The sequence below is a fragment of the Pigmentiphaga humi genome (assembly GCF_900606115.1).
In the GTDB taxonomy this organism is placed as follows: Bacteria; Pseudomonadota; Gammaproteobacteria; order Burkholderiales; family Burkholderiaceae_B; genus Pigmentiphaga; species Pigmentiphaga humi.
In genome coordinates, this window is the sequence record NZ_UWPJ01000041.1 from 14762 (window position 1) to 37338 (window position 22577).

Consider the following 22577-nt stretch of genomic DNA (forward strand, 5'->3'; position numbering starts at 1 on the left):
ATCAATTTCCTTCATGCTTGACTGTACCGGCCGCGCCCTGTCCAGGCTCATCGTCATGGTGGCCCATGATGTGCAGCGATTCGGGCTTGGTCCTGAACAGCTTGAGCACCACGACGAAGAACACGGGCACCAGGAACACCGCCAGCAGCGTGGCCGAGATCATGCCGCCCATCACGCCGGTGCCGATGGCGCGCTGCGCGCCCGAGCTGGCGCCGGTGGCGATGGCCAGCGGCAGCACGCCCAGGATGAACGCCAGCGAGGTCATGATGATGGGGCGGAAGCGCAGGCGCGCCGCCTCGATGGTGGCCTCGGCCAGTCCCTTGCCTTCGGCATAGAGATCCTTGGCGAACTCGACGATCAGGATGGCGTTCTTGGCAGACAGGCCGATGATGGTGATCAGACCCACCTTGAAGAATACGTCGTTGGGCATGCCCACCAGCGTGACCGCCAGCACTGCGCCCAGGATCCCCAGCGGCACCACCAGGACCACCGAGAACGGAATGGACCAGCTTTCGTACAGCGCGGCCAGCACCAGGAACACCACCAGCAGCGACAGCGTCAGCAGGATGGGCACCTGGGCGCCGGACACGCGTTCCTGCAGCGACTGGCCGGTCCATTCATAGCCGATGCCCGGCGGCAGCTCGCGCACCAGCCGTTCCATCTCGGTCATGGCGTCGCCGGTGCTGAAGCCCGGCTTGGCGTCGCCCGAGAGCTTGTAGGCGGGATAGCCGTTGTAGCGGATCACCTGCACCGGACCCTTGGCCCACTCGGACGACGCGAATGCCGAGAACGGCACCAGGCCTCCGCTCGCATTGGCCGCGTACAGGCGCAGCAAGTCGTCCGGCGACATGCGGCTGCCGGCCTCGGCCTGCACGATCACGCGCTGGACCCGTCCGGCGTTGATGAAGTCGTTCACCACGGCCGAGCCCACCGAGGTGGACAGCGCCGAGCGGATCGAATCGAAGGACACGCCCAGGGCGTTGGCCTTTTCGCGGTCGATCAGCAGGCGCAGTTCCGGCGCGTCCTCCAGGCCTTCGACGCGGGCATACGCGATCACGTCGCTCTTGGCGACGGCGCCCAGCAACTGGTCGCGCGCGTCGCGCAGCGCGTTGTGGCCCAGGCCGCCGCGGTCCTGCAGGCGGAAGGTGAAACCGGTCGCGTTGCCCAGTTCGGGAATGGCCGGCGGCACGATCGAGAACACCATGGCGTCCTTGATGCGCGCAAAGAAGCTGCCGTTGGCGCGCGCCGCCTCGGCCTGCGCCGATTCATCCGCGCCGCGCTCGGACCAGTCCTTCAGCGTCGCGAACGACAATGCCGCGTTCTGGCCCATGCCGGAGAAGCTGAAACCCAGAATGGTGATCATGGCCTTCACCGAGGGCCGCTCGGAATAATGCGCCTCCATGGCCTCGACCGCCTCGCGGGTGCGGTTGGCCGAAGCGCCGGGCGGCGTCTGGATGTCGGTGATCACGTAGCCCTGGTCTTCCGCGGGCAGGAACGACGACGGCAGGCGCAGGAAGGTATAGGCCATCACCGCCAGGATCGCCACGTAGATCACCATATAGCGCCCGGTCTTGGCCAGGATGCGCCCCACCCAGTTCTGGTAGCCGTCCGCCGTCCGGTTGAAGCTGCGGTTGAACCAGCCGAAGAAGCCTTTCTTCTCGTCGTGTGCGCCCTTGGCGATCGGCTTGAGCAGCGTGGCGCACAGCGCCGGCGTCAGCGACAGGGCCAGGAAACCCGAGAACATGATGGAAGTGGCCATGGCCAGCGAGAACTGCCGGTAGATCACGCCCACCGAGCCGCTCATGAAGGCCAGCGGCAGGAACACCGCCGTGAGGACCAGCGTAATGCCGATGATGGCGCCGCTGATCTGGCCCATGGCCTTGCGGGTGGCTTCCTTGGGCGGCAATCCTTCTTCGACCATGATCCGCTCGACGTTCTCCACCACCACGATGGCGTCGTCCACCAGGATGCCGATCACCAGCACCATGCCGAACATGGTCAGCACGTTGATCGAGAACCCGGCGACCAGCATGCACGCGAACGAGCCCATCAGGCAGATCGGCACCACGATGGAGGGAATCAGCGTGTAGCGGAAGTTCTGCAGGAACAGGAACATCACCAGGAACACCAGCACCATGGCCTCGACCAGGGTGTGGAGCACCTTCTCGATCGACGCCTTCACGAAGGGCGAAGTGTCGTAGGGAATGTCGTACTTGTAGTCGGGAGGGAAATAGGCCGCCAGTTCCGCCATCTTGGACTTGACGCCCTCGGCCGCCGACAACGCGTTGGCGCCCGGCGCCAATTGCACGGCCACGGCGGCGGTCGGCTTGCCGTTCAGGCGCGACGAGAACGCGTAGGTTTCGGCGCCGACCTCGATGCGCGCCACGTCGCGCAGGCGCACGGACGAACCGTCCGGATTGGCGCGCAGCACGATGTTGCCGAACTCCTCGGGCGTGGCCAGCTGGCCGCGCACGGAGATGCTCGCCGTGATCTGCTGGTCGGGGAAGTTGGGCTGGTCGCCGATGGCGCCGGCCGGCAGCTGCACGTTCTGGCCGGCAATGGCTGCGTTGACGTCGGCCGTGGACAGCTTGAAGCCCACCAGCTTGGCCGGGTCGATCCAGATGCGCATGGCCCGCTGCGAGGCGAACAACTGCGCCCGGCCCACGCCCGGGATACGGCGGATTTCGCTCAGCACGTTGCGGGTCAGGTAGTCGCCCAGCCCCACGGCGTCGGTCTCGCCGCTTTCGGAGGACAGGGTCAGCACCAGCAGGAAGTTGGTGCTGGCCTTCTCCACCCGCAGGCCTTGCTGCAGCACGGATTGCGGCAGGCGGGACTCGACCCGCTTGATGCGGTTCTGCACGTCCACCGCCGCCAGGTCGGGATCGACGCCCGGCGCGAAGGTGATGTCGATTTCGGCGCGGCCAAAGTTGCTCTGCGACTCGAAATACATCATGCCTTGCGCGCCGTTGAGCTCGTCCTCGATCAGGCTGGTGATCGACTGGGCCACGGTTTCGGCGGATGCGCCGGGATAGGTCGCCGACACCGAGATGACGGGAGGCGCCACCGCCGGGTACTGCGACACCGGCAGGTTGGGAATGGCCAGCACGCCCGCCAGGATGATGAACAGCGCGACCACCCAGGCAAAGATCGGCCTGTTAATGAAAAATTGCGACATGTCTGGTGACTCTCTTAGAGATGCTTAGGGCGGTCCGGCGGCATCCGCCGCGACGGCGAAGCGGTCCGGGTGTCCCGGCCCACGCCTCGGTCGCAGCCATGCCCGCCGGCCCGCGCACCGCGGATGCGGCGCCCCCGCGGCGCCATACGGATCACGGCTTGCCGGCCTGGGCGGGTTGCGCCCCTGCCGCCGGCGCTGCGGCGGGCTTCCACGGCACGGGCTTGACTTGCGCGCCCGGGCGTACTTTCTGGAAGCCTTCGGCAATGACGACGTCGTTGGCCTGCAGCCCCTGCGTAACGATCCAGCGGTCTCCCACTGCCGCGCCGGTCTTGACCGGACGCGCTTCCACCTTGTTCTCGGCGCCGACCACCAGGACCGAGGCGTCGCCGTTGGCGCCGCGCTGCACCGCCTGCTGCGGCACCGTGATCGCCGCCTCGTCCACGCCCTGCTCGACCTGGACGCGGACATACATGCCCGGCAGCAGGACCATCTTGGGATTGGGGAACTCGGCGCGCAGCGTTACCTGGCCCGTGCTCTGGTCCACCGTCACGTCGGAAAACAGCAGCTTGCCCGACAACCGGTACTTGGAGCCGTCGTCCAGCACCAGCGACACGCGCGCCTCGTTGGCCGATACCTGCTTGATCTTGCCGCTGTCGAAAGCCGCGCGCAGCTGGCTGAGCTGCGCGACCGACTGCGTGAAGTTGGCGTAGATGGGATCCAAGCGCTGGATGGTTGCCAGCGGCGTGACTTCGCCCTGGCCGACCAGCGCGCCCTCGGTGACCAGCGCGCGGCCGATCCGGCCCGATATCGGCGCAGTAACCGTGGCGTAGTCCAGGCTCAGCTTGGCGCGATCGAGCGCCGCCTTGGTGGCCGACACGGCCGCTTGCGCCTGCTTGTGGACTGCCACGGCGCTGTCGTATTCCTGCTTGCTGACGGCATTGGCCTTGACCAGCGGCTCGTACCGCTCGGCCAGCATGCGCGCCTGGTACAGATTGGCCTCGTCGCGCTCCAGGTTCGCCTTGGCGCTGTTGTAGTCGGCCTGGAACGGCGCCGGGTCGATCTTGAACAGCAACTGGCCGGCCTTGACGTCGGAGCCTTCGGTGAACACCCGCTGCTGCACGATACCGGCCACGCGCGCCCGGACCTCGGCAACGCGCGTGGCCTCGAGGCGGCCGGGCAGCTCGTTGACGATGACCTCTTTGGTGGGAGCAATGGTGACCGTGCCGATTTCCATGGGAGGGGGAGCCCCCGCTCCCTTCTGCGCCTCACCGTTGCCCTTGCCGCAGGCGGACAGGGCCAGCAGGGTCGCCAGCGAAACTGCGCCTAGCAAATAGGGTGAGCGTCTTTTGCGTTGCATAGCATTCCTCTAGGCATATGGATGTCGCGGCGCATGCGGCCGGAACGAAATCGAAATCCGGAAACGACGAAGGCCCGGCCCGGCCATGCGCCCGGAGGCATGTGGCAGGCTCGAAGGACCTCTAGGACGGGGCGATTATACAAACATTCATGGATGTTTGTATGAATTTCAAGCATCGGCAGCGTCAATGCCAAGCTATGTCAAGCCCGCATAAACCCTTGCTCAGCCAGGGTTTTTCGTTCCCGCGCCCCATCGCCGATCTACCGCGGAGGTGCCTATGCTCGCACATTTTCGAGGCGTCTTTATGCATTTCCCCGTTGGTAAACAAGCCTATTTCAGCGGTGCGGAATAGGCAGACCGAGCCCTCTGCCCGCCAGGTTGGGTTTATAGTTTGCTCATGTACGCCGAGTGCGGACAACAGCAGATCAGGGGAAACGCGCCATGCGTCTGGATAATGGCCGAAAAAGCAGCAATGTCGAAGACCGGCGCGGCGGCCCGTCCCTGGGTGGACGCGGCTCGCTGGGCATAGGAGCTATCGTGCTGGCGCTGGTCGCCATGTATTTCGGGGTCGATCCATCGGTGGTGCTCGATCTGGCCTCCGGACCGCCCGCCTCGACCCAGCAGTCTGCCGGGGCCCCGCCGGCGGACGACCCCCAGGCCCAGTTCGTCTCGCGCGTGCTGGCCGACACCGAGGACACCTGGAGCGAGATCTTCCGCGCCTCGGGCAGCCGCTATGCCGAGCCGCGGCTCGTGCTGTATACGGGCGCCACCAATACGGCCTGCGGCACCGGCCAGGCCGCCATGGGGCCGTTCTACTGCCCGGGCGATGCCCGCGTCTACCTGGACATGGGCTTTTTCCAGGAAATGCAGCACAAGCTGAATGCGCCCGGCGACTTCGCCCGCGCCTACGTCATCGCGCACGAAATCGGCCACCACGTGCAGAACCTGCAAGGCACGGCCGAACGCGTCGCCAACCTGCAGCGGCGTTCCGGCCAAGCCGAGGCGAACCGCCTGTCGGTCCGCATGGAACTGCAGGCCGACTGCTATGCCGGCGTCTGGGCCTACCATGCCAACCGCAGCCGCCAGATACTCGAGCCCGGCGATGTCGAGGAAGCGCTGAACGCGGCGACGGCGATCGGCGACGACCGCCTGCAAAAACAGGCGCAGGGCTATGTCGTGCCCGACGCCTTCACGCATGGCACCTCGGCCCAGCGGGTGCGCTGGTTCAAGCGCGGGCTGGAAACCGGCGACCCGGGCCAATGCGACACGTTCTCGGCCGCTTCGCTATAGGCTAGCGATAGATGTAATCGCGCCGGAACGGATAGGCCTGGCCCGGGGGATTATCGAGCTGCGTGCCGTCGAAAATACCCTGGCGCTGGCAGAGCACCTGATTCAGAGAAATCCAGCCCTGCTCGAAAGCCATCGCGCAACCCGCCAGGTAGAGCCGATAGGCACGCACGGATTTGGCGCCCTGCTCGCCCGGCAGTATCCGGTAGGCCTCGTCCAGTTTGGCTTCCAGGCCATCGCTCCAGGCCCATAGCGTGCGCGCATAGTGCGGCCGAAGATTTTCCACGTCCACCGCTTCCAGTCCGCCGTCGCTGAGCGTTTCCAGCACCTTGCTGACATGGACCAGTTCACCGCCGGGAAATATGTATTTCTCGATGAAATCCCCCATGCCGCTGCCCAGCTGCGCGTTATACGTGCCGCCCGCGGTAATGCCGTGGTTCATCGCCAGGCCGCCCGGCTTGAGCAGGCGGCGGATCTTGGAAAAATACGAGGCGAGTTGCGCACGGCCCACGTGTTCGAACATGCCGACCGAGGCGATCTTGTCGAAGGGTTCGGCATCGTCGAGCTTGCGATAATCCAGCAGCAACATGCGCACGCGGTCGTGCAGCCCTTTTTCCTGAATCAGGCGATTGACGTGCGCATGCTGGTTCTTGGAAAGCGTGATGCCGGTGGCATCCACCCCGTAGTTTTCCGCCGCCCATAGCAGCAGGCCGCCCCAGCCGGCGCCGATATCCAGGAAGCGTTCGCCCTGCTGCAGCTTGAGCTTGCGACAGATGTGGTCGAGCTTGGCTTCCTGCGCCTGCGCCAGCGTCATGGCCGGATCCCGGTAATACGCGCAGGAATACACGCGCCGGGGATCCTGCCAGAGCCCATAGAAATCGTCGGACAGGTCGTAGTGGAACTGGATCTGGCGCGCATCGCGGTCCAGCGTATGGTGCATGACCGAAGCCGCGCGCCGGCCGATTTCGGACAGGAATCCCGCACGTTCGCCATTGACGGGCGAATCCTTGAGCAGCGCCGCGGCTGCGCCCATCAGGTCGCGCATACTGCCGACGATGTCCAGCCGGCCTTCGACGTAATCCTCGCCGATGGGCCCGATACGGCCCCGCACGAGATGCGACAGAGAGCGCAGGCTTTTCAGGACGAAACCGACCCGCGGATTGGCGGCCCCCAGGCGAGTGCCATCGGGCATGGTCAGTTGGATGGGGATGGGTAATGTAGCGAGTTGACGCTCCGCCTGGGAGAAAAGTGCATTCATGAGAAGGGTTTTCCGTATTTCACAACTGTCGGTCGCAACAGACGCGTTTTTTTATGGCACCCGATCCATTCCAGGCGTAACTCCCCCCGTTTGGTCGGTGCCGTTTCGGTAGACCAAATCCATCACTTCGTACTGCTCTTTTATCCTAGCACCAAACGCCCGCTGGTTTCATGGGATAGCGGCGGGCCATTCCCCTGCGGCGGCAAGGGTTGATATTGCCGCAATACCCGTTCAATGCGCCGGATGCAGCTTTTCGGGCACCAGGTGGACGGCCCGTTCGCCATTGCCGAGCCACGCTTCGCCGTCCTGCACGCTGCACTGGAGCTGCATCGAACGCTCGGCCAGCCCCGCCAGTTTCGCCGTCGTTCCGGCATCGAGCCGCAGGACTTCCAGGTTGTCCAAACGCGACAGTTTGCCGGCATTCTGGCGCCACCAGTGCTCGGCGGTCCTGCCGTAGGTATACAGCACGACCCGGGCGGCGCGGGCGCAGGCCTTGCGCAGCCATTTCTCGTCCGGCAGGCCGACTTCGATCCAGATATCGATGGCGCCGGTCAGGTCCTTGAGCCACAGGTCCGGTTCGTCGTCGGTGCTCAACCCCCTGCCGAACGCCAGTTCCTCCTGCGCATGCAGGGCAAAAGCCAGCAGCCTGACCATCATGCGCTCGTCCGTTTCGGAGGGATGCCGCGCCACGACCAGGGCATGGTCCGCGTAATACCCCCTGTCCATATCCGCCACCTGCAATGCCGCTTTGTAAACCACTGAACGAAGAGCCATTTTCTTCCAATCGGGCCGCCTCGCGCTGGGACGCCCTTCCAAGACTTATAGACAAAAATACCCGGATGCCTGTCCGGTCCGGTTTCTTTTCAAAGATGTTTCAGAATGAACTTCCTCCGGCAGGCGCGCTCTATATGACCAATATGTATCCGTTTTCGCACCAGCCCTTCACAGCTCGGAAAATTAGCTTCTAAAATACGCCTGTCGCCAAAAACAAGCATAATGCTCGCTTAAGTACGCCTGACATGTACGCCTGACGACCCCAACCAAGTGAAAAAAATGGCCAAAGAAACCTACCAATCGCTGCAGGCTCAGATCCGCAAACTGCAAGAAAAGGCGGAAACCGTGCGGCTGAAGCAGCGCCAGCCCATCGTCGCGTCCATTCTGCGCTCGATGCAGGAATATTCCATTACCCTGGACGAACTGAAAGCCGCCCAGGCCAAGGGCGTTTCGGGCCGCAAACGCAGCGTCGGCACGGCCAAGCCCGCCGCCAAGGCTCCCGCCAGGCAGGTAGCTCCGAAATACCGCCACCCCGAGACGGGCGAAACCTGGACCGGCCGCGGCAAGCCCCCGCGCTGGCTGGTTGCCGCCGAAGGCGCCGGCGCCACTCGCGATCAGTTCCTGATCGCCCAGTAAGCCGCCCGGATCCACACCCGAAAGCCTGAAAGGTGGTTTTACGGCAAGCGCGTCGTAAAACCACCTTTTTTCATTGCCCGGCCTGTCTTTACTTTGCCCGTCGCCTTCCAGCATTACCGTTTGGAAAGTTATTTCTTGAAGGCGAAATACACGGCCCCCACCAGGCACAGCCCAGCCCACAGGTGATTCAAGCGCAGCCGTTCGTCCATGAAAAGCAAAGCGAACGGAACGAACACCGATAGCGTGACGACCTCCTGCAGGATTTTCATCTGCGTCACGCTCAGGAAATCGAATCCATAGCGATTCGCCGGCACCATGATGGCGTATTCGAAGAATGCCAGCCCCCAGCTGGCCAACAACGCGATATACCAGGGGCTGCTGTGCGCATAGCGTAAATGGCCGTACCAGGCGAATGTCATGAACATGTTCGACAAAGCCAGCAGCCCGGCGAACCCCAGAATTTGGGCAGTCATCCGCCCTCCCCATTCAAAAATCCATTTCCCAAAAACATGATATACTTACATACATACATGTATGTATATAAGTATCACAACGACTGTCCGCATTGTTGATATGGGCAGCTCGGCCACCATCACATACCTCTAGCCGGAATCCGTCTCGATACAAGGCGGCCGTCTCCGGCTTGGCTGGACATGGTACGAAAAACGAAAGAGGAAGCGCTCGAGACTCGAACCCGCATCCTGGAGACCGCCGAACAGATCTTCAGCGAGCAAGGCGTCTCGCATACCTCGTTGCAGGATATCGCAGCGGCCGCCAATGTAACCCGCGGCGCGATCTATTGGCACTTCAAGAACAAGACCGACCTGCTCGACGCCATGCTGCAGCGGGTCAAGATGCCTATCGAAGACGCGCTCGAGCGCAGTTGCGATCCGAACTCCCCGGATCCGCTCGGCCAGCTCTGCCGCAGCGCCGTCGATGCGCTGCAGATGGTTTCCGAAGGAGACAGCGCCCAGCGGGTCTGTGAAATCCTGCTGTTCAAATGCGAATACGTGGCCGAGACGGCGGATCTGCGCCGCCACCACATCGAAAGCCGCAAGATCGCGCTGGCGCGCTACGAGGAAGGGTTCCGCCGGGCGATAGAACTGGGCCAGCTGCCGTCCCACGCCGACGCCCGTACCGCCGCCATCGGCCTGCACTCCATCATGCACGGCCTGTTCATGGACTGGATGCTGGATCCGGACGAATTCGACCTGACAAAGGTCGGCACGCAGGTCATCGAAGATTTTCTGGACGGTCTCAGGCAGAGACCGCCCAGGGTCTGAAGCGGGCAGCGGATTACTGCTGCCGCTGAACCTCGTAGCTGACGTCCCGCACCTGCCCGTTGGTATCCGGGAAACGGTCGAAAATCGCCCGCACCAGGTAGGGCATGGTCTCGGGAACCGAATCCCCGGCACCGTGGCTGACCGCCGTGGATTCATACACTTTCTGGTTGTTCCGGCTGGCATCCCGGATCTCGACCTTGAGCGACGCGCGGGAAGCATCCACGGTCGTGGCGGTCCAGGTGGAGGGATACGGGGCGCTCCAGCCGAACCCCATGCCTCCCCTGCCGCGATAGCCGAAGCCGCCGAAACCCCATGGGCCCCAGGGTCCGTAGAACGGGTCGTAGGCAGGCCGCTCGACCCGCACCTTCACCGGCTCCACGCCATACGAAAAGTTGACGGTGAAACGCGCAGCCTGGCCTCGCTGGGCCTCGACCAAGCCGATGGGCCCCATGGCGGCGCGGATCATATCGGCATATTCGCCGTATTCCAGGCTATCGCGCTGAACGGTGGAGGGATCGAACCGCCAGGTGGCTCCGGCGGCATCGGCCGGCCACTTCTGGAAGGTGGTCACCCTGGCCGGCACCGTGGTGGCGCAGCCGGCAAGCAGCGCGACGGCGGCCAGCTTCGCGGCCCGCGAAGTCCACAGCCAGGCGCCTGACCGGAAGAGAACATTACACTTGGAGATGGACATGGTGCTTTCGCATCCGTGGCAAGAGTCGTAATTTAACCGCTATGTTGGGTTGGACCCGCGAGTCCGCCCAAGGTTCTGGCGCGGCGCGCCGGCCTGGCCGCCGCTACAATCCTCCCATTGCCGGCCGCCCGGCGCGCCGGTCCTTGTTCCTGATTCATCCTGCCATCATGCGAACCGATACCCCCGTCACGATACGACGCCAGAATTACCTTCCGTTTCCTTACGACATCGTCGCGGTCGAACTCGAGTTCGACCTGGACCCGGCCAGCACGCTGGTCCGTTCGCGCCTGCAGCTCAAGCGCCTTGCGCCGGGTCCGCTGGTGTTGAATGGCGAGGATCTCGAACTGCTGTCCGTAACGGTGGACGGGCAGTCCTGGGAAGGGGGCCGCTACCAGCTCGATGCGCAAACCCTCACCCTCGATGGCCTGGGCGACGAAGCCATAATCGAAATCGCCTCGCGCTGCCGGCCCGAAGCGAACTCCACGCTGATGGGGCTGTACGTTTCCAACGGCGTCTTCTTTACCCAGTGCGAGGCCGAAGGCTTTCGCCGCATCACCTGGTTCCCCGACCGCCCCGACGTGATGTCGCGCTACACGGTCGCGCTGCGGGCCGACAAGCAACGCTTTCCGCAACTGCTGTCCAACGGCAACTTGATCGCGCAGCGCGACCTGCCCGACGGCCGCCACGAAGCCCGCTGGGAAGATCCGTTCCGCAAGCCCTGCTACCTGTTCGCGCTGGTAGCCGGCCGCCTGACCTGGCGCGAATCGCGCATGCGCACACGCTCGGGCCGCGAGGTGCTGCTGCAGGTCTACAGCGACCCGGGCAGCGAGGACAAGACCCAGTTCGCGCTGGAGTCGCTCGAGCGCGCCGTGCGCTGGGACGAACAGCGCTTCGGGCTGGAACTCGACCTGGACCGCTTCATGATCGTCGCGGCGCGCGACTTCAACATGGGCGCGATGGAGAACAAGGGTCTGAACATCTTCAACGCCGCCTACGTGCTGGCCGATCCGGAAAGCGCCACCGACGCCAACTTCAGCGCCATCGAAGCGGTCATCGGCCATGAATACTTCCACAACTGGACCGGCAACCGCGTCACCTGCCGCGACTGGTTCCAGCTCAGCCTGAAAGAAGGCCTGACCGTCTTCCGCGACCAGGAATTCACCGCCGACATGATGGCCCAGGAGCTGGATGCGCAGGCCGCCGCCAGCGCCCGCACCGTCAAGCGCATCGACGACGTCGTGACGCTGCGCGCCGCGCAGTTTCCCGAAGATGCCGGCCCGATGGCGCACCCGATACGTCCCGACAGCTACCAGGAAATCGGCAACTTCTATACCGCCACGGTCTACGAGAAAGGCTCGGAAGTCATCCGCATGCAGCAGACGCTGCTGACCCCGGCGGGCTTTCGCCGCGGACTGGACGAATACTTCCGCCGCCACGACGGCCAGGCGGTCACCTGCGACGACTTCGTCGACGCCATGGAGTCGGTCTACGTACAAGACCATCCCGGCCGCGGCCTTTCGGTCTTTCGACGCTGGTACAGCCAGGCCGGCACGCCGCGCGTCAAGGTGAGCCTGGATCACGACGCGGCCAGGCAGACCTGCACGGTCACCCTGGAGCAGCGCTGCGAACCGGTCGGCGTCGAGCGCCTGCCCGGCGCCCCGACCAAGCAGCCCTTCCACATTCCCTTCGCCATCGGCCTGCTCGACGCCGCCGGCAAGCCGCTGCCGCTCCGGCTCGCCAGCGAAGCCGAAACGCGCGACAGCCTGCTGCTGGAACTGACCACGCAGCGCGCCCAATGGACCTTCGAACACGTCGCCGCAAAACCGGTGCCGTCGCTGCTGCGCGACTTCTCCGCGCCGGTCATCGTCGACTACGACTACACCGACGCCGAACTGGCGCTGCTGATGAAGCATGACCCCAACGCCTTCGCGCGCTGGGAGGCCGGCCAGCAACTGGCCACGCGCACCATCCTGGCCGCCACCCGCGCCCGCCAGCAAGGCGAGCCCTTCTCGCTGCACGGCGAGTTTGTCGAAGCCTGGCGCGCCGTTCTCACCGTGCCCGGCCTGGACGCCGGCTATCGCGCGCGGGCGCTCACCCTGCCCTCGGAAAAGACGCTGGCCGAGTACATGGACCAGGTCGACCCGATCGCGCTCGCCGACGCGCGTCACGAAACCCTGGGCGCGCTGGGCCGCGCACTGGCCGCCGACTGGCGGGCCGCGACCGAGGCCAACCAGACCCCGGACGCCTATTCGCCCGACCCCATCAGCGCCGGCCGCCGCGCGCTCAAGAACCTCGCGCTGGCCTACCTCATGGCGGGCAGCGTCGAGGGCGCCCAGCAACAGGCCCAAGCGCAATACCAGGGCGCCCGGAACATGACCGACCGCATGGCGGCCCTCTCCACCCTGGTCAACTACGGCGAAGCCGCCGCGGCCACGGCGGCGCTGACCGACTTCTACGAGCGCTGGCAGGACGACCCGCTGGTCGTGGACAAATGGTTCACGCTCCAGGCCACGGCCCGCAGCACCACGGTCGAGACGGTCGAAGGCCTGATGGTCCATCCGGCCTTCTCGCTGCGCAACCCCAACCGGGCGCGCTCGCTGGTGTTCCAGTTCTGCCTGAACAATCCCATCGGCTTCCATCGCGCCGACGGCAGCGGCTACCGCTACTGGGCCGAGCAAGTGCTGGCGCTGGACGCCCTCAATCCCGAAATCGCCGCGCGCCTGGCACGCACGCTGGACCGCTGGGTCCGCTACGTGCCCGAGTTGAGCGAATCCATGCGCCAGGCCTTGCAGCAGGTTCGCAACCACCCCGGCCTGTCGCGCAACGTCACCGAAATCGTTTCTAAAGCCCTGGAGATCGCCGCATGAAGCGCAAGACGCTCACGCAATTCCTCATCGAGCAGCAGCGCGGCCCCGCCGCCCTGCCCTCGGAAGTCCGCCTGCTCATCGAAATCGTCGCCCGCGCCTGCAAGGCCATCGGCCATGCCGTCGGCAAGGGCGCGCTGGGCGGCGTGCTCGGCAGCCTCGAAAGCGAAAACGTCCAGGGCGAAGTGCAGAAAAAGCTCGACGTGCTGTCCAACGAGATCCTGCTCGAAGCCAACGAATGGGGCGGCCACCTCGCCGCGATGGCTTCCGAGGAAATGGAAACCGTCCACCTCATCCCGACCAACTATCCCAAGGGCGAATACCTGCTGCTGTTCGATCCGCTCGACGGCTCCAGCAACATCGACGTCAACGTCTCGATCGGCACGATCTTCTCCGTCCTGCGCGCCCCCGAATCGGCCCGCGGCCGCGAAATCACCGAGCAGGACTTCCTGCAGCCGGGCAGCACGCAGGTCGTGGCCGGCTACGCCCTCTACGGCCCGCAGACCATGCTGGTCCTGACCGTGGGCACCGGCGTCTTCTCGTTCACGCTGGACCGCGAAATGGGCGCCTGGCTGCTCACCCAGGAGAACATCCGGATTCCCGCCGACACCAAGGAATTCGCCATCAACATGTCGAACATGCGGCACTGGGCCCCGCCCGTGCGCCGCTACATCGACGAATGCCTGGCCGGCAAGACCGGCCCGCGCGGCAAAGACTTCAACATGCGCTGGATCGCCTCCATGGTGGCCGACGTCCATCGCATCCTGAACCGCGGCGGCATCTTCATGTACCCCTGGGACGCCCGCGAACCCACCAAGCCCGGCAAGCTGCGCCTGATGTACGAAGCCAACCCGATGAGCATGCTGGTCGAACAGGCCGGCGGCGCCTCCACCAACGGCCTGCAACGCATCCTCGACATCGAGCCCGCGGCCCTGCACGAGCGCGTCAGCGTGATCCTGGGCTCGAAGAACGAAGTGGAACGCGTCAGCCAATACCATATGGAGCTCCCCCCTACGCCCTGACGGGCGCCCCCCAGGGGGCGGCACTGGCGGACCGGCAAAGCCGGATCCGCTGTGCCCGTCATCCAACATTCGCTTGCCTAAGATCCAGGCAAAAGAACGTATTAACTCAATCCAAGACACCCTCCCCAGACCCAGGAAGCGGTGGATCCGGCTCCGCCGGTCCACCCGCTTCGCCCCCTGGGGGGCCCGCGTAAGCGGGTAGGGGGCGTCAAAACATGTCGAAGTACTCGCGTTGCTCCCACTCGCTGACCTCGAGGTTGAAGCGCGCGATCTCCGCTTCTTTGACGTGGCAGAAGTAATCGACGAAACCTTCCCCCAATCCCTCGCGCAGGCACTCGTCGCCGCGTAGACATTGCAGCGCTTCGCCCAAGGTGCGGGGCAGGCTCGCAGCGGCGGTTTCATAGGGCACGTCGGCCGACGGTCCGGGTTCGGTGCGCCGCGCCAGGCCGTCCATGCCGGACAATACCTGCGAAGCGAAATACAGATACGGATTCGCCGCCGGTTCGCCCACGCGATTCTCGATGCGGGTCGCGGCGTCGCCCACTCCGCCGAGCACGCGCAGCATCACGCCGCGGTTGTCCCTGCCCCAGATCGCGCGGTCCGGCGCCAGCGAATACGGCTGGTAGCGCTTGTAGCCGTTCAGCGTCGGCGTGGACAGCGCCGCCGCGCCGCAGGCGTGCGCCAGCAGCCCTCCAAGATAATGGCGGCCCGTGGCGGACAGATCCTGCCCCGCCTCGGTCGGCACGAACGCGTTGCGCCCATCGGCAAGACTGCGCAGCGACTGGTGCAGATGCCAACCGCTGGAAACGACGTTGGGAATGCGCGGACGGCACATGAACGTGGCGTGAAAACCGTGGCGCCGGCAGACCTGCTTGACCGCGCTGCGGAACAGAATCATGTCGTCGGCCGTCTTCAACGCCTGGCCCGGCGCGAAAGTGAACTCGAACTGGCTCGGCCCGAACTCCACTTCCAGCGAGCGCAGCGGCAGCTCCAGCCCCTGGGCCGTCTTGCGCACCAGCTCCATCACCTCGTCCATCGCGTCATAGCGGATCTCGGTCAGGTACTGGTAGCCATGCGACATCAGCTCCACGTCCGGCGGCATTCCCGGGCGCCCCGGCTGGCCGGCGTCCTGGGGCAGCATGTGGTGCTGGGCGACCTTGAAGACGTGGCACTCCACCTCCAGCCCGGTCACCAGTTCGAAACCCGTGTCCGCCAAACCGCCCAGCACCTTGCGGAACAACTGGCGCGTATCGAAGGGCACGGGTACGCCGCTCTGGAAATAGGTATCGCACAGCACCCAACCCGTATTCGGCGCCCAGGGCAGCACCTTGAACGTAAGGGGATCGGCCACCATCAGCACGTCGGCCGCGCCCTGCATCTCGGGCCGGCTGAAGCCGCCGCCCGAGGTGAACACCGGAAACACCGTGCGGTGCGACGTGTCCTTGGCGAACATCGTGGTGGTAATGGTGACGCCGCTCCTGAGGGCGCCGATGGCCTCGCTCGCCACCAGCGTCTTGCCGCGCAGGATGCCGTGCTGGTCGGGAAACGAAAACCTGACCACCTCGATGGCGCCCTGCTCCAGCGCGGCGACGACGTCGCGCGCCGCCTGCTGCTGCGCCTCGGACCACAGTCCGAACCGATCCACGAAAGACATGAACGACTCCAATATCTAACCGCTATACCGCTTCACACACCTTGCCGACCCAGGAAGCGGTGGATCCGGCTCCTCCGGTCCACCCGCTTCTCCCCCTCGAGGGGGCCCGCGCAAGCGGGTAGGGGGTGGGGTTTCACGCTGCCCATTGAGAGCTCTTGCGACGCTTCTGGTCGGCGACCTTCCAGTAATCGCTCCAGGTGTCGCCAGGGCCGATGCCGTCGATGGAAGGCGGCCCCGTCAAGGTACCGGCCTGGGTCTCGTCGATCATCATCAGGGCCCGTTCTCCCTTCTCGGCGTGGTCGATGGCATCGAGCAGCAGGCGCCGGTACGCCACAATGCCCTTGTCGGTCGACCCGAGGTGCTCGCGCGTGCGGTCCTGGATCCTGCCTTGCGACTCGACCGCCCACTGGTCGTGGACGTTGATGTCGTGTCCCATGCCCGTATAGGTCTGGGTCGCCTGTTCCCGGGCGTCGTAGCCGTAGTTGTTGAAGCGTCCCACGCGCGGCATGTAGTCGGGAAGTTCGTAGAGCTCCAGGCGCTGCGCGCGCATCTGCTGCTTGTTCACCGGCTGGCCGAAGCTGGTGAAGATGGCGTACCAGTAGCAGCCGCCGTCGTCCGTGGGCACGTGCCACTGCGCGATGGTCATTTCCGAGCTCATCGGGATGATGAATGCCTGCGGGAACACCAGGTTGGTCACACGCACGTGGGTATTGTCCCCGTCCACGCGGCGCAGCGCGGTTAGGCGCAGGCCGTAGTCGGCGGGGTCGACCTTGATCTCGGGCCGGTCGTATTCGCGCAGCACCTTGGTGATGGGCAGGCTGGAGTCGGCCGACGCGCCGCGGAACTGCTTGCCGTAGCTGGCCTCGGTATCGCCGTCTTCGAAAAAACGGTGCAGGTACGAAGCGTGGGCGGGGTCGATGCCGACCTCCAGCGCCTGCAGCCAGTTGCAATCCAGATAGCCCTTGAACGCGAAGGTGTACTCGCTGGGCGCGACGAAACAGTCGAAGTGCGGGAAAGCGGGAGGCTCGCCCTCGCCGATGTAGGCGAACAGGACGCCGCTTTTCTCGACCACGGGGTAGGATTTCTGCCGCACGCGCTGCGCCAGCTTGCTGCCCTCGGGCTCGGCCGGCGTCTCCAGACAGGCGCCTTCCACGTCGAACAGCCAGCCGTGGAACAGGCAGCGCACCCCGCCATCTTCGAGGCGGCCGAAGGCGAGATCCGCGCCGCGGTGCGGACAGTCGCGGTCCATGAAGCCATAGCGCCCCTGCTCGTCGCGGAACAGGATGAAATCCTGGCCCATCAGCTTGACGGGGCGTATGGGCCGCTCCGCCTCGAGCTCGTCGACCAGCGCGACGGGCTGCCAGTACTGGCGCAACAGGGTGCCGGCCGGCGTGCCCGGCCCTACTCGGGTGATGCGTTCATTCTGCTCGGGGGACATCATCGGCTCCTATGGAAAAGCAGGCGCAGGCGGATCGCGACACGATATCGGGGGCTCCGGCCCGGGCGCAACCATGCATGCAGCATGCTATTTCATGGATCCAACCGTGTAAACCTTCCCCGAACCGACGCGATGAGCCGCTGTTCCATGCAATCACTCGAATCCATTTAAATCTTTTTAAAATCAAATATTTATACAAAAAACCAACTTTCTGTCACAGGGAAAACCATAGGCCTCAAAAAACCGCAAAAAACCCAGCATTCCTAAAACTGGATCCAGTCCGCCATTTGCATACAATGCTGGACTACCACAGGCGCCCGTAGAGGGGAAAACCTTGGAATCCCAACAAACCCGAGTCCTGGTGCAGTTGCGCGACCTGATCCTGAAAGGCGCGTTCACGCCCGGCGAGCGGCTCGCCGAGATCCCGCTGGCCGAGAAGCTGGGCGTTTCGCGCACGCCGGTCAGGCTGGCGCTGGCCGCGCTCGAGCAGGAAGGCCTGATCGAGCCCTCGCCCACCAACGGCTACATGATGCGCCGCTTCACGCCGCGCGAGATCCGCGACGCCATCGCCGTGCGCGGCCACCTCGAAGGCATGGCCGCCCGCCTGGTGGCCGAGCACGGCGTGCCGCGCCAGCTCTCGCTGGACCTGCGCGCCTGCCTGCGCGACGGCGACCGCGCGGTCGGCAAGGCCGAAATGAGCTATGACGACTACGCCCTCTACGGCGACATGAACGACCGCTTCCACCAGTTGATCATCGACGCCGCCGGCAATTTCGCGCTGTCCCGGGCCATCGAGATGAACAACCGGCTGCCCTTCGCCTCGCCCAGCACCATGCTGCCCATGCAGAACACCGGCAGCGAGCGGCAGAAATGGATGGTTTATGCCCATCTGCAGCACCATCGCCTGGTCGAGGCTCTGGAAAAGGGAGAAGGCGCGCGCGCCCAGTCCTTGGCCGAAGAGCACGTGGACGTGGCGCAGATGAATCTCGACTACGCGCTCGAACGGCCCGACGCCGCCGCCCAGTTGCTGCCCGCCATGAAGATCGTGCTGGGCGGCCAGCCGTGACCGAGACCGCGAGACCCGCCGCCGCATTCCACGGAGACACCCGCCCCATGCCTTCCCCCTCCGCTTCCACCCTGCCGCAGCGCAGTACCGATTGGCCCGGTATCGCATTGGGCATCGCCTGCGGCATCCTGGTCGCGCTCTACGTGGGCAAAATGCCGCCCGCACTGCCGCTGCTGCAAAGCGACCTGGGACTGAGCCTGCGCGAAGTCGGCTGGGTCGTGTCGGTATTCAGCACCATGGCGACCCTGGTCGCCGCCTGCATGGGCCTGGTCTCGGGCCGGCTGGGCGCCTGGCGCTGCACGCTGGCCGGACTGGGCGCGCTCATCTGCGGCGGCCTGCTGGGCGCGGCCTCGGGCAGCTACACGGTGCTGCTGGCCAGCCGCGTGCTGGAAGGGGTCGGGCAGATCGCCATCGTGGTCTCGGTCCCGGCCCTGCTGGTCGGGCGCAGCGCACCCCACCAGGCCCGGCTGGTACTGGCGCTCTGGTCGGCCTACATGCCGCTGGGCATCAGCCTGGCGCTGCTGGCCTCGCCGCTGCTGCTGAACGGCGGCCACTGGCGCCTGCTATGGAGCACCATCGCCGCGCTCACCGCCGTCTGCGCCGTCTGGCTCTGGCATTGGCGCCAGCGCTATGCCACCGTGCGTCCGAGCGCGCAGGCGCTCGACTGGCATCGCCTGAGCAGCGGAGTGCGGCAACTGCTGCCCTGGGTGCTCGCGGCCTCGTTCACGTTCTATGCCATCCAGTTCTTCACCGTCATGACCTTCCTGCCGACCTGGGCGGTGCAGGAACGCGGCCTGTCCCTGCAGACGGCGTCGATGATCACGGCGGGCGTAATCTTCTTCAATGCCGTGGGCTCGGTGCTGGGCGCCTCGCTGCTGCAGCGGGGGCTGCGCGGCAGCAGCCTGGTGATGGCCGCGCACATCGTGGTAGGACTCTCGGCCTGCGCGATTTTCTCCGACTGGCTGCCGGATGTCGCACGGCTGGCCGCATGCGCCTCGCTCAACCTGATCGGCGGCATCCTGCCGGCAGCCACGCTGTCGGCAGCGCCGCGCCTGGCCCGCACGCCCGACCAGATCGCCAGCCTCCAGGGGCTGTTCCTGCAAGGCTCGAATCTCGGACAGTTCGTGGCCGCGCCGCTGGTGACCTGGGTAGTCACGGCCTCAGGGACCGTACCGGTGTGGTCGCACGCGCTGCCGTTGATGGCGGTATGCGCGCTGGCGGGGCTGGGCCTGGGCATATTCGCCCGCAAGCGCGGGCTGTAGCCAGGGACAGGCACGCGCCGCGCGGGCGCTCAGAGATAGATGATCAAGGCCGCTACGCCGATGACCAGCGCCGCCTTGGTCGCGCGGTAGGCCGTCCGGTTCCAGTTCTTGAAGCGGCGGCGGTACTGGCCCACGATCCAGACGATGTGGAACAGCTTGTTGATCACGCCGGTCTTGTCGCCCGCCTCGTTGGGCGAACTGGCCGCGGTCATGACGCTGCGGCCCATCCATTTGTTGAACGCCTGCGCCCAGCGATAGCGCAGCGGGCGCTCGACGTCGCAGAACAGGATGATGCGGTCCTGGTCGCTGCCGTTCTGGGCCCAGTGGATGAAGGTTTCGTCGAACACGACGCTCTGGCCGTCGCGCCAGCTATAGCGCTGGCCGTCCACCTCGATGAAGCAGCGGTCGTCGTTCGGCGTTTCCAGGCCGAGGTGGTAGCGCAGCGAGCCGGCGAACGGATCGCGGTGCGGGTTGAGCTTGGCGCCGGGGGGCAGTTCGGCGAACATGGCCGCCTTGACCTCGGGAATGCCGCGCAGGATTTCCACCGTGCGCGGACAGTATTCGTGCGCCGACGGATGCTGGGCCTCGTACCACTTCAGGTAGAAGCGCTTCCAGCCCGTCTTGAAGAAGGAATTGAACCCGGCGTCGTTGTTGGTCTCGGCGGCGCGGATGCGCTGCGCATCGCGCAGCTTCACGGCTTCGTCGCGGATGACCTCCCAGTTCTCGTCCAGCGCGCGCAGCGCGGGCAGTTGCTGCACCGGGATGTAGGGCGTCGCCGGCACGCGGGACATCAGGAACATGAACGCATTGACGGGCGCGACGATCGAGGAGTGGTCGAAGAGCTGACGGGAAAACCGCAGCCGGACCTTGCCCCGGAAATGCACGTAGAGAATGGCGCCGAGATACAGCGCGACAATGACCCACTTCACCATTTCATATCCACCTAGTAATGTCCCGCCGCAGGGGCGAAGCGCCTAGACCAGCAGGATGGTCGATCCGGTGGTCTTGCGCGCGGCCAGCGACGCGTGCGCCTGGGCGGCTTCCTCCAATCGGAACCGCTGCTCGATCCGAGGTTTGATCTTGCCCGCCACGACGAGTTCGAACAACTCCGACGCGGCGGCCTGCATTTTCTCCTGCGTATCGACGTGATGGCCGACCATGGGGCGCGTGACGAACAGCGAGCCCTTCTGCGCCAGGATGCCCAGGTTGACCCCGGTGACCGGACCGGACGCGTTGCCGAAGCTCACCATCAGGCCGCGCTGCTGCAGGCAGTCCAGCGAAGTTTCCCAGGTATCCTTGCCCACCCCGTCGTAGACCACCGGCACCTTCTTGCCCTTGGTCAGCTCCCGCACGCGTTCGGCCACGTTTTCCCGCGTGTAGTCGATCACGCGCCAGGCGCCGTTCGCTTTGGCCAGCCCGGCCTTCTCCGGAGAGGAGGCCGTTCCGATCAATTTTACGCCCAAGGCCTTGGCCCACTGGCACGCGATCAGCCCGACCCCGCCGGCGGCGGCATGGAACAGGATGGTTTCGTTGCCCTGCAGGCGATAGGTCTGGCGGAACAGGTATTGCACCGTCAGGCCCTTGAGCATGATGGCGGCGGCCTGCTCGAAACTGATTTCGTCCGGGATCCGGACCACCTGGAAGGCCGGCATGTTGCGCACTTCGGCATAGGCGCCCAGCGGGCTCTGGCCATAGGCGACGCGGTCGCCCACCTTGAGGTGCCCGACCTTGGGGCCGACGGCATCGACCACGCCGGCCGCCTCGAAGCCCAGCACCGTGGGCAGGGACGACGGGTACAGGCCCGAGCGGCAGTAGATGTCGATGAAATTCAGGCCGATCGCGTGCTGCCGGATCCGCACTTCGCCCGGGCCGGGCTTGGGAACGTCGATATCCACCAACTTGAGGACTTCGGGGCCGCCATACTGTTCAATGCGGATCGCCTTGGGCATCTGGAACTCCTTGATCGGGACGAGGCATGCGGCATTCTAATCTCGCGCATACAATCGCGGGGACCCGCGGCAGCGCTTTCCGCACGCGCCGCCCCCCACCGCCAAGGTACGCCCGTGAAGACCGATCCGCGCTTCCCCAATCTGTACATCCTCGACCACCCGCTGATCCAGCACAAATTGACCCACATGCGCGACAAGAACACGTCCACGCGCACGTTCCGCCAATTGCTGCGCGAGATCTCGCAACTGATGGGCTACGAAGTCACGCGCAGCCTGCCGCTGGCGACGCGCTCCATCGAAACGCCGATGACGCGCATGGACGCCCCCGTGATCGCCGGCAAGAAGCTCGCCATCGTGCCGGTGCTGCGCGCAGGCAGCGGCATGGCCGACGGGCTGCTCGACCTCGTGCCCTCGGCGCGCGTCGGCCACATCGGGCTCTACCGCGACGCGCAGCACCAGCCCGTCGAATACCTGGTCCGGCTGCCCGAGGTCGAGGGCCGCACCTTCATTCTGTGCGACCCGATGATAGGCACCGGCCACTCCGCCGCGCACGCGGTGGAAGTGCTGAAGCGGCGCGGCGTTCCCGCCAGCCACATCCTCTTCGTCGCGCTGGTCGCCTCGCCCGAAGGCATGGGCGTCTTCTGCAGCCAGCACCCCGACGTGCCCATGTACCTGGGCGCGCTGGACGAACACCTGGACGAGGACGCCTATATCGTGCCGGGCCTGGGCGATGCGGGGGACCGGCTGTTCGGTACGAAGTGAGGCCCCCCCTACGCGCTTCGCGCGCCCCCCAGGGGGCGGCACTGGCGGACCGGCGGAGCCGGATCCGCTGTGCCCTGGGTCTGGGCGGCGCGTTTGGGG

At 65.4% G+C, this 22577-nt stretch carries 18 protein-coding genes; 8 read left to right on the top strand and 10 right to left on the bottom strand.

The features are described 5' to 3' along the window. Position 1: 1 nt before the first annotated feature. Positions 2-3175: an efflux RND transporter permease subunit gene (locus tag PIGHUM_RS23335; protein ID WP_124082120.1), complete on the bottom strand. Its 3174-nt coding sequence runs from the start codon at positions 3173-3175 to the stop codon at positions 2-4. 151 nt (positions 3176-3326) lie between these two features. After that, on the bottom strand, positions 3327-4532 hold the full coding sequence (locus PIGHUM_RS23340; protein ID WP_124082122.1) for an efflux RND transporter periplasmic adaptor subunit: 1206 nt from the start codon (positions 4530-4532) through the stop codon (positions 3327-3329). 441 nt (positions 4533-4973) lie between these two features. Between PIGHUM_RS23340 and ypfJ the strand changes: the two genes are divergently transcribed. Then, positions 4974-5822, top strand: a complete 849-nt coding sequence (ypfJ, locus tag PIGHUM_RS23345) for a KPN_02809 family neutral zinc metallopeptidase (protein WP_124082124.1) — start codon at positions 4974-4976, stop codon at positions 5820-5822. A 1-nt stretch (position 5823) separates the two neighbouring features. Here the strand turns inward: ypfJ and PIGHUM_RS23350 are convergent, their stop codons facing one another. Together PIGHUM_RS23350 and PIGHUM_RS23355 are read right to left on the bottom strand one after the other, a co-directional pair. After that, positions 5824-7077: a class I SAM-dependent methyltransferase gene (locus PIGHUM_RS23350; RefSeq protein ID WP_124082126.1), complete on the bottom strand. Its 1254-nt coding sequence runs from the start codon at positions 7075-7077 to the stop codon at positions 5824-5826. Positions 7078-7308: 231 nt separating this feature from the next. Further along, entirely contained in the window at positions 7309-7851 is a 543-nt protein-coding gene (locus PIGHUM_RS23355) for a YaeQ family protein (protein ID WP_124082128.1), read from the bottom strand. Between the two features lie 279 nt (positions 7852-8130). On the opposite strand from PIGHUM_RS23355, the gene PIGHUM_RS23360 reads away from it, so the two are divergent. Beyond that, a complete protein-coding gene (locus tag PIGHUM_RS23360) occupies positions 8131-8487 on the top strand; it encodes an H-NS histone family protein (protein WP_124082131.1) in 357 nt (118 codons plus the stop codon). A gap of 128 nt (positions 8488-8615) precedes the next feature. Here the strand turns inward: PIGHUM_RS23360 and PIGHUM_RS23365 are convergent, their stop codons facing one another. Beyond that, positions 8616-8960 carry a DMT family protein gene (locus PIGHUM_RS23365; protein WP_124082133.1) on the bottom strand — a complete coding sequence of 115 codons (345 nt, stop codon included), beginning with the start codon at positions 8958-8960 and terminating at the stop codon, positions 8616-8618. 180 nt (positions 8961-9140) lie between these two features. On the opposite strand from PIGHUM_RS23365, the gene PIGHUM_RS23370 reads away from it, so the two are divergent. Further along, complete coding sequence (locus tag PIGHUM_RS23370) at positions 9141-9770, top strand: TetR family transcriptional regulator (protein ID WP_124082135.1); 630 nt, start codon at positions 9141-9143, stop codon at positions 9768-9770. 13 nt (positions 9771-9783) lie between these two features. Here the strand turns inward: PIGHUM_RS23370 and PIGHUM_RS23375 are convergent, their stop codons facing one another. Beyond that, complete coding sequence (locus tag PIGHUM_RS23375; RefSeq protein ID WP_124082137.1) at positions 9784-10461, bottom strand: DUF4136 domain-containing protein; 678 nt, start codon at positions 10459-10461, stop codon at positions 9784-9786. Positions 10462-10628: 167 nt separating this feature from the next. On the opposite strand from PIGHUM_RS23375, the gene pepN reads away from it, so the two are divergent. Beyond that, a complete protein-coding gene (gene pepN / locus PIGHUM_RS23380) occupies positions 10629-13328 on the top strand; it encodes an aminopeptidase N (protein WP_124082139.1) in 2700 nt (899 codons plus the stop codon). Continuing rightward, positions 13325-14347 (top strand): class 1 fructose-bisphosphatase, encoded by a 1023-nt coding sequence (locus PIGHUM_RS23385; RefSeq protein WP_124082141.1) that lies wholly within the window; start codon positions 13325-13327, stop codon positions 14345-14347. The genes pepN and PIGHUM_RS23385 overlap by 4 nt, the downstream gene beginning before the upstream one ends. A gap of 208 nt (positions 14348-14555) precedes the next feature. Here PIGHUM_RS23385 and PIGHUM_RS23390 read toward each other — a convergent pair whose 3' ends face one another. Together PIGHUM_RS23390 and PIGHUM_RS23395 are read right to left on the bottom strand one after the other, a co-directional pair. After that, entirely contained in the window at positions 14556-16001 is a 1446-nt protein-coding gene (locus PIGHUM_RS23390) for a glutamine synthetase family protein (RefSeq protein ID WP_124082143.1), read from the bottom strand. 133 nt (positions 16002-16134) lie between these two features. Next, positions 16135-17442, bottom strand: a complete 1308-nt coding sequence (locus PIGHUM_RS23395; RefSeq protein WP_124082145.1) for an aromatic ring-hydroxylating dioxygenase subunit alpha — start codon at positions 17440-17442, stop codon at positions 16135-16137. A 331-nt stretch (positions 17443-17773) separates the two neighbouring features. On the opposite strand from PIGHUM_RS23395, the gene PIGHUM_RS23400 reads away from it, so the two are divergent. Further along, entirely contained in the window at positions 17774-18505 is a 732-nt protein-coding gene (locus PIGHUM_RS23400; protein ID WP_124082147.1) for a GntR family transcriptional regulator, read from the top strand. Between the two features lie 47 nt (positions 18506-18552). Next, a complete protein-coding gene (locus PIGHUM_RS23405) occupies positions 18553-19767 on the top strand; it encodes an MFS transporter (RefSeq protein ID WP_124082149.1) in 1215 nt (404 codons plus the stop codon). A 29-nt stretch (positions 19768-19796) separates the two neighbouring features. Here the strand turns inward: PIGHUM_RS23405 and lpxO are convergent, their stop codons facing one another. Beyond that, positions 19797-20699: a lipid A hydroxylase LpxO gene (gene lpxO / locus PIGHUM_RS23410; RefSeq protein WP_187697821.1), complete on the bottom strand. Its 903-nt coding sequence runs from the start codon at positions 20697-20699 to the stop codon at positions 19797-19799. A gap of 42 nt (positions 20700-20741) precedes the next feature. Continuing rightward, a complete protein-coding gene (locus PIGHUM_RS23415) occupies positions 20742-21716 on the bottom strand; it encodes a quinone oxidoreductase family protein (RefSeq protein ID WP_124082151.1) in 975 nt (324 codons plus the stop codon). Between the two features lie 114 nt (positions 21717-21830). Between PIGHUM_RS23415 and upp the strand changes: the two genes are divergently transcribed. Continuing rightward, entirely contained in the window at positions 21831-22478 is a 648-nt protein-coding gene (gene upp, locus PIGHUM_RS23420) for a uracil phosphoribosyltransferase (RefSeq protein ID WP_124082152.1), read from the top strand. Positions 22479-22577 lie beyond the last annotated feature (99 nt).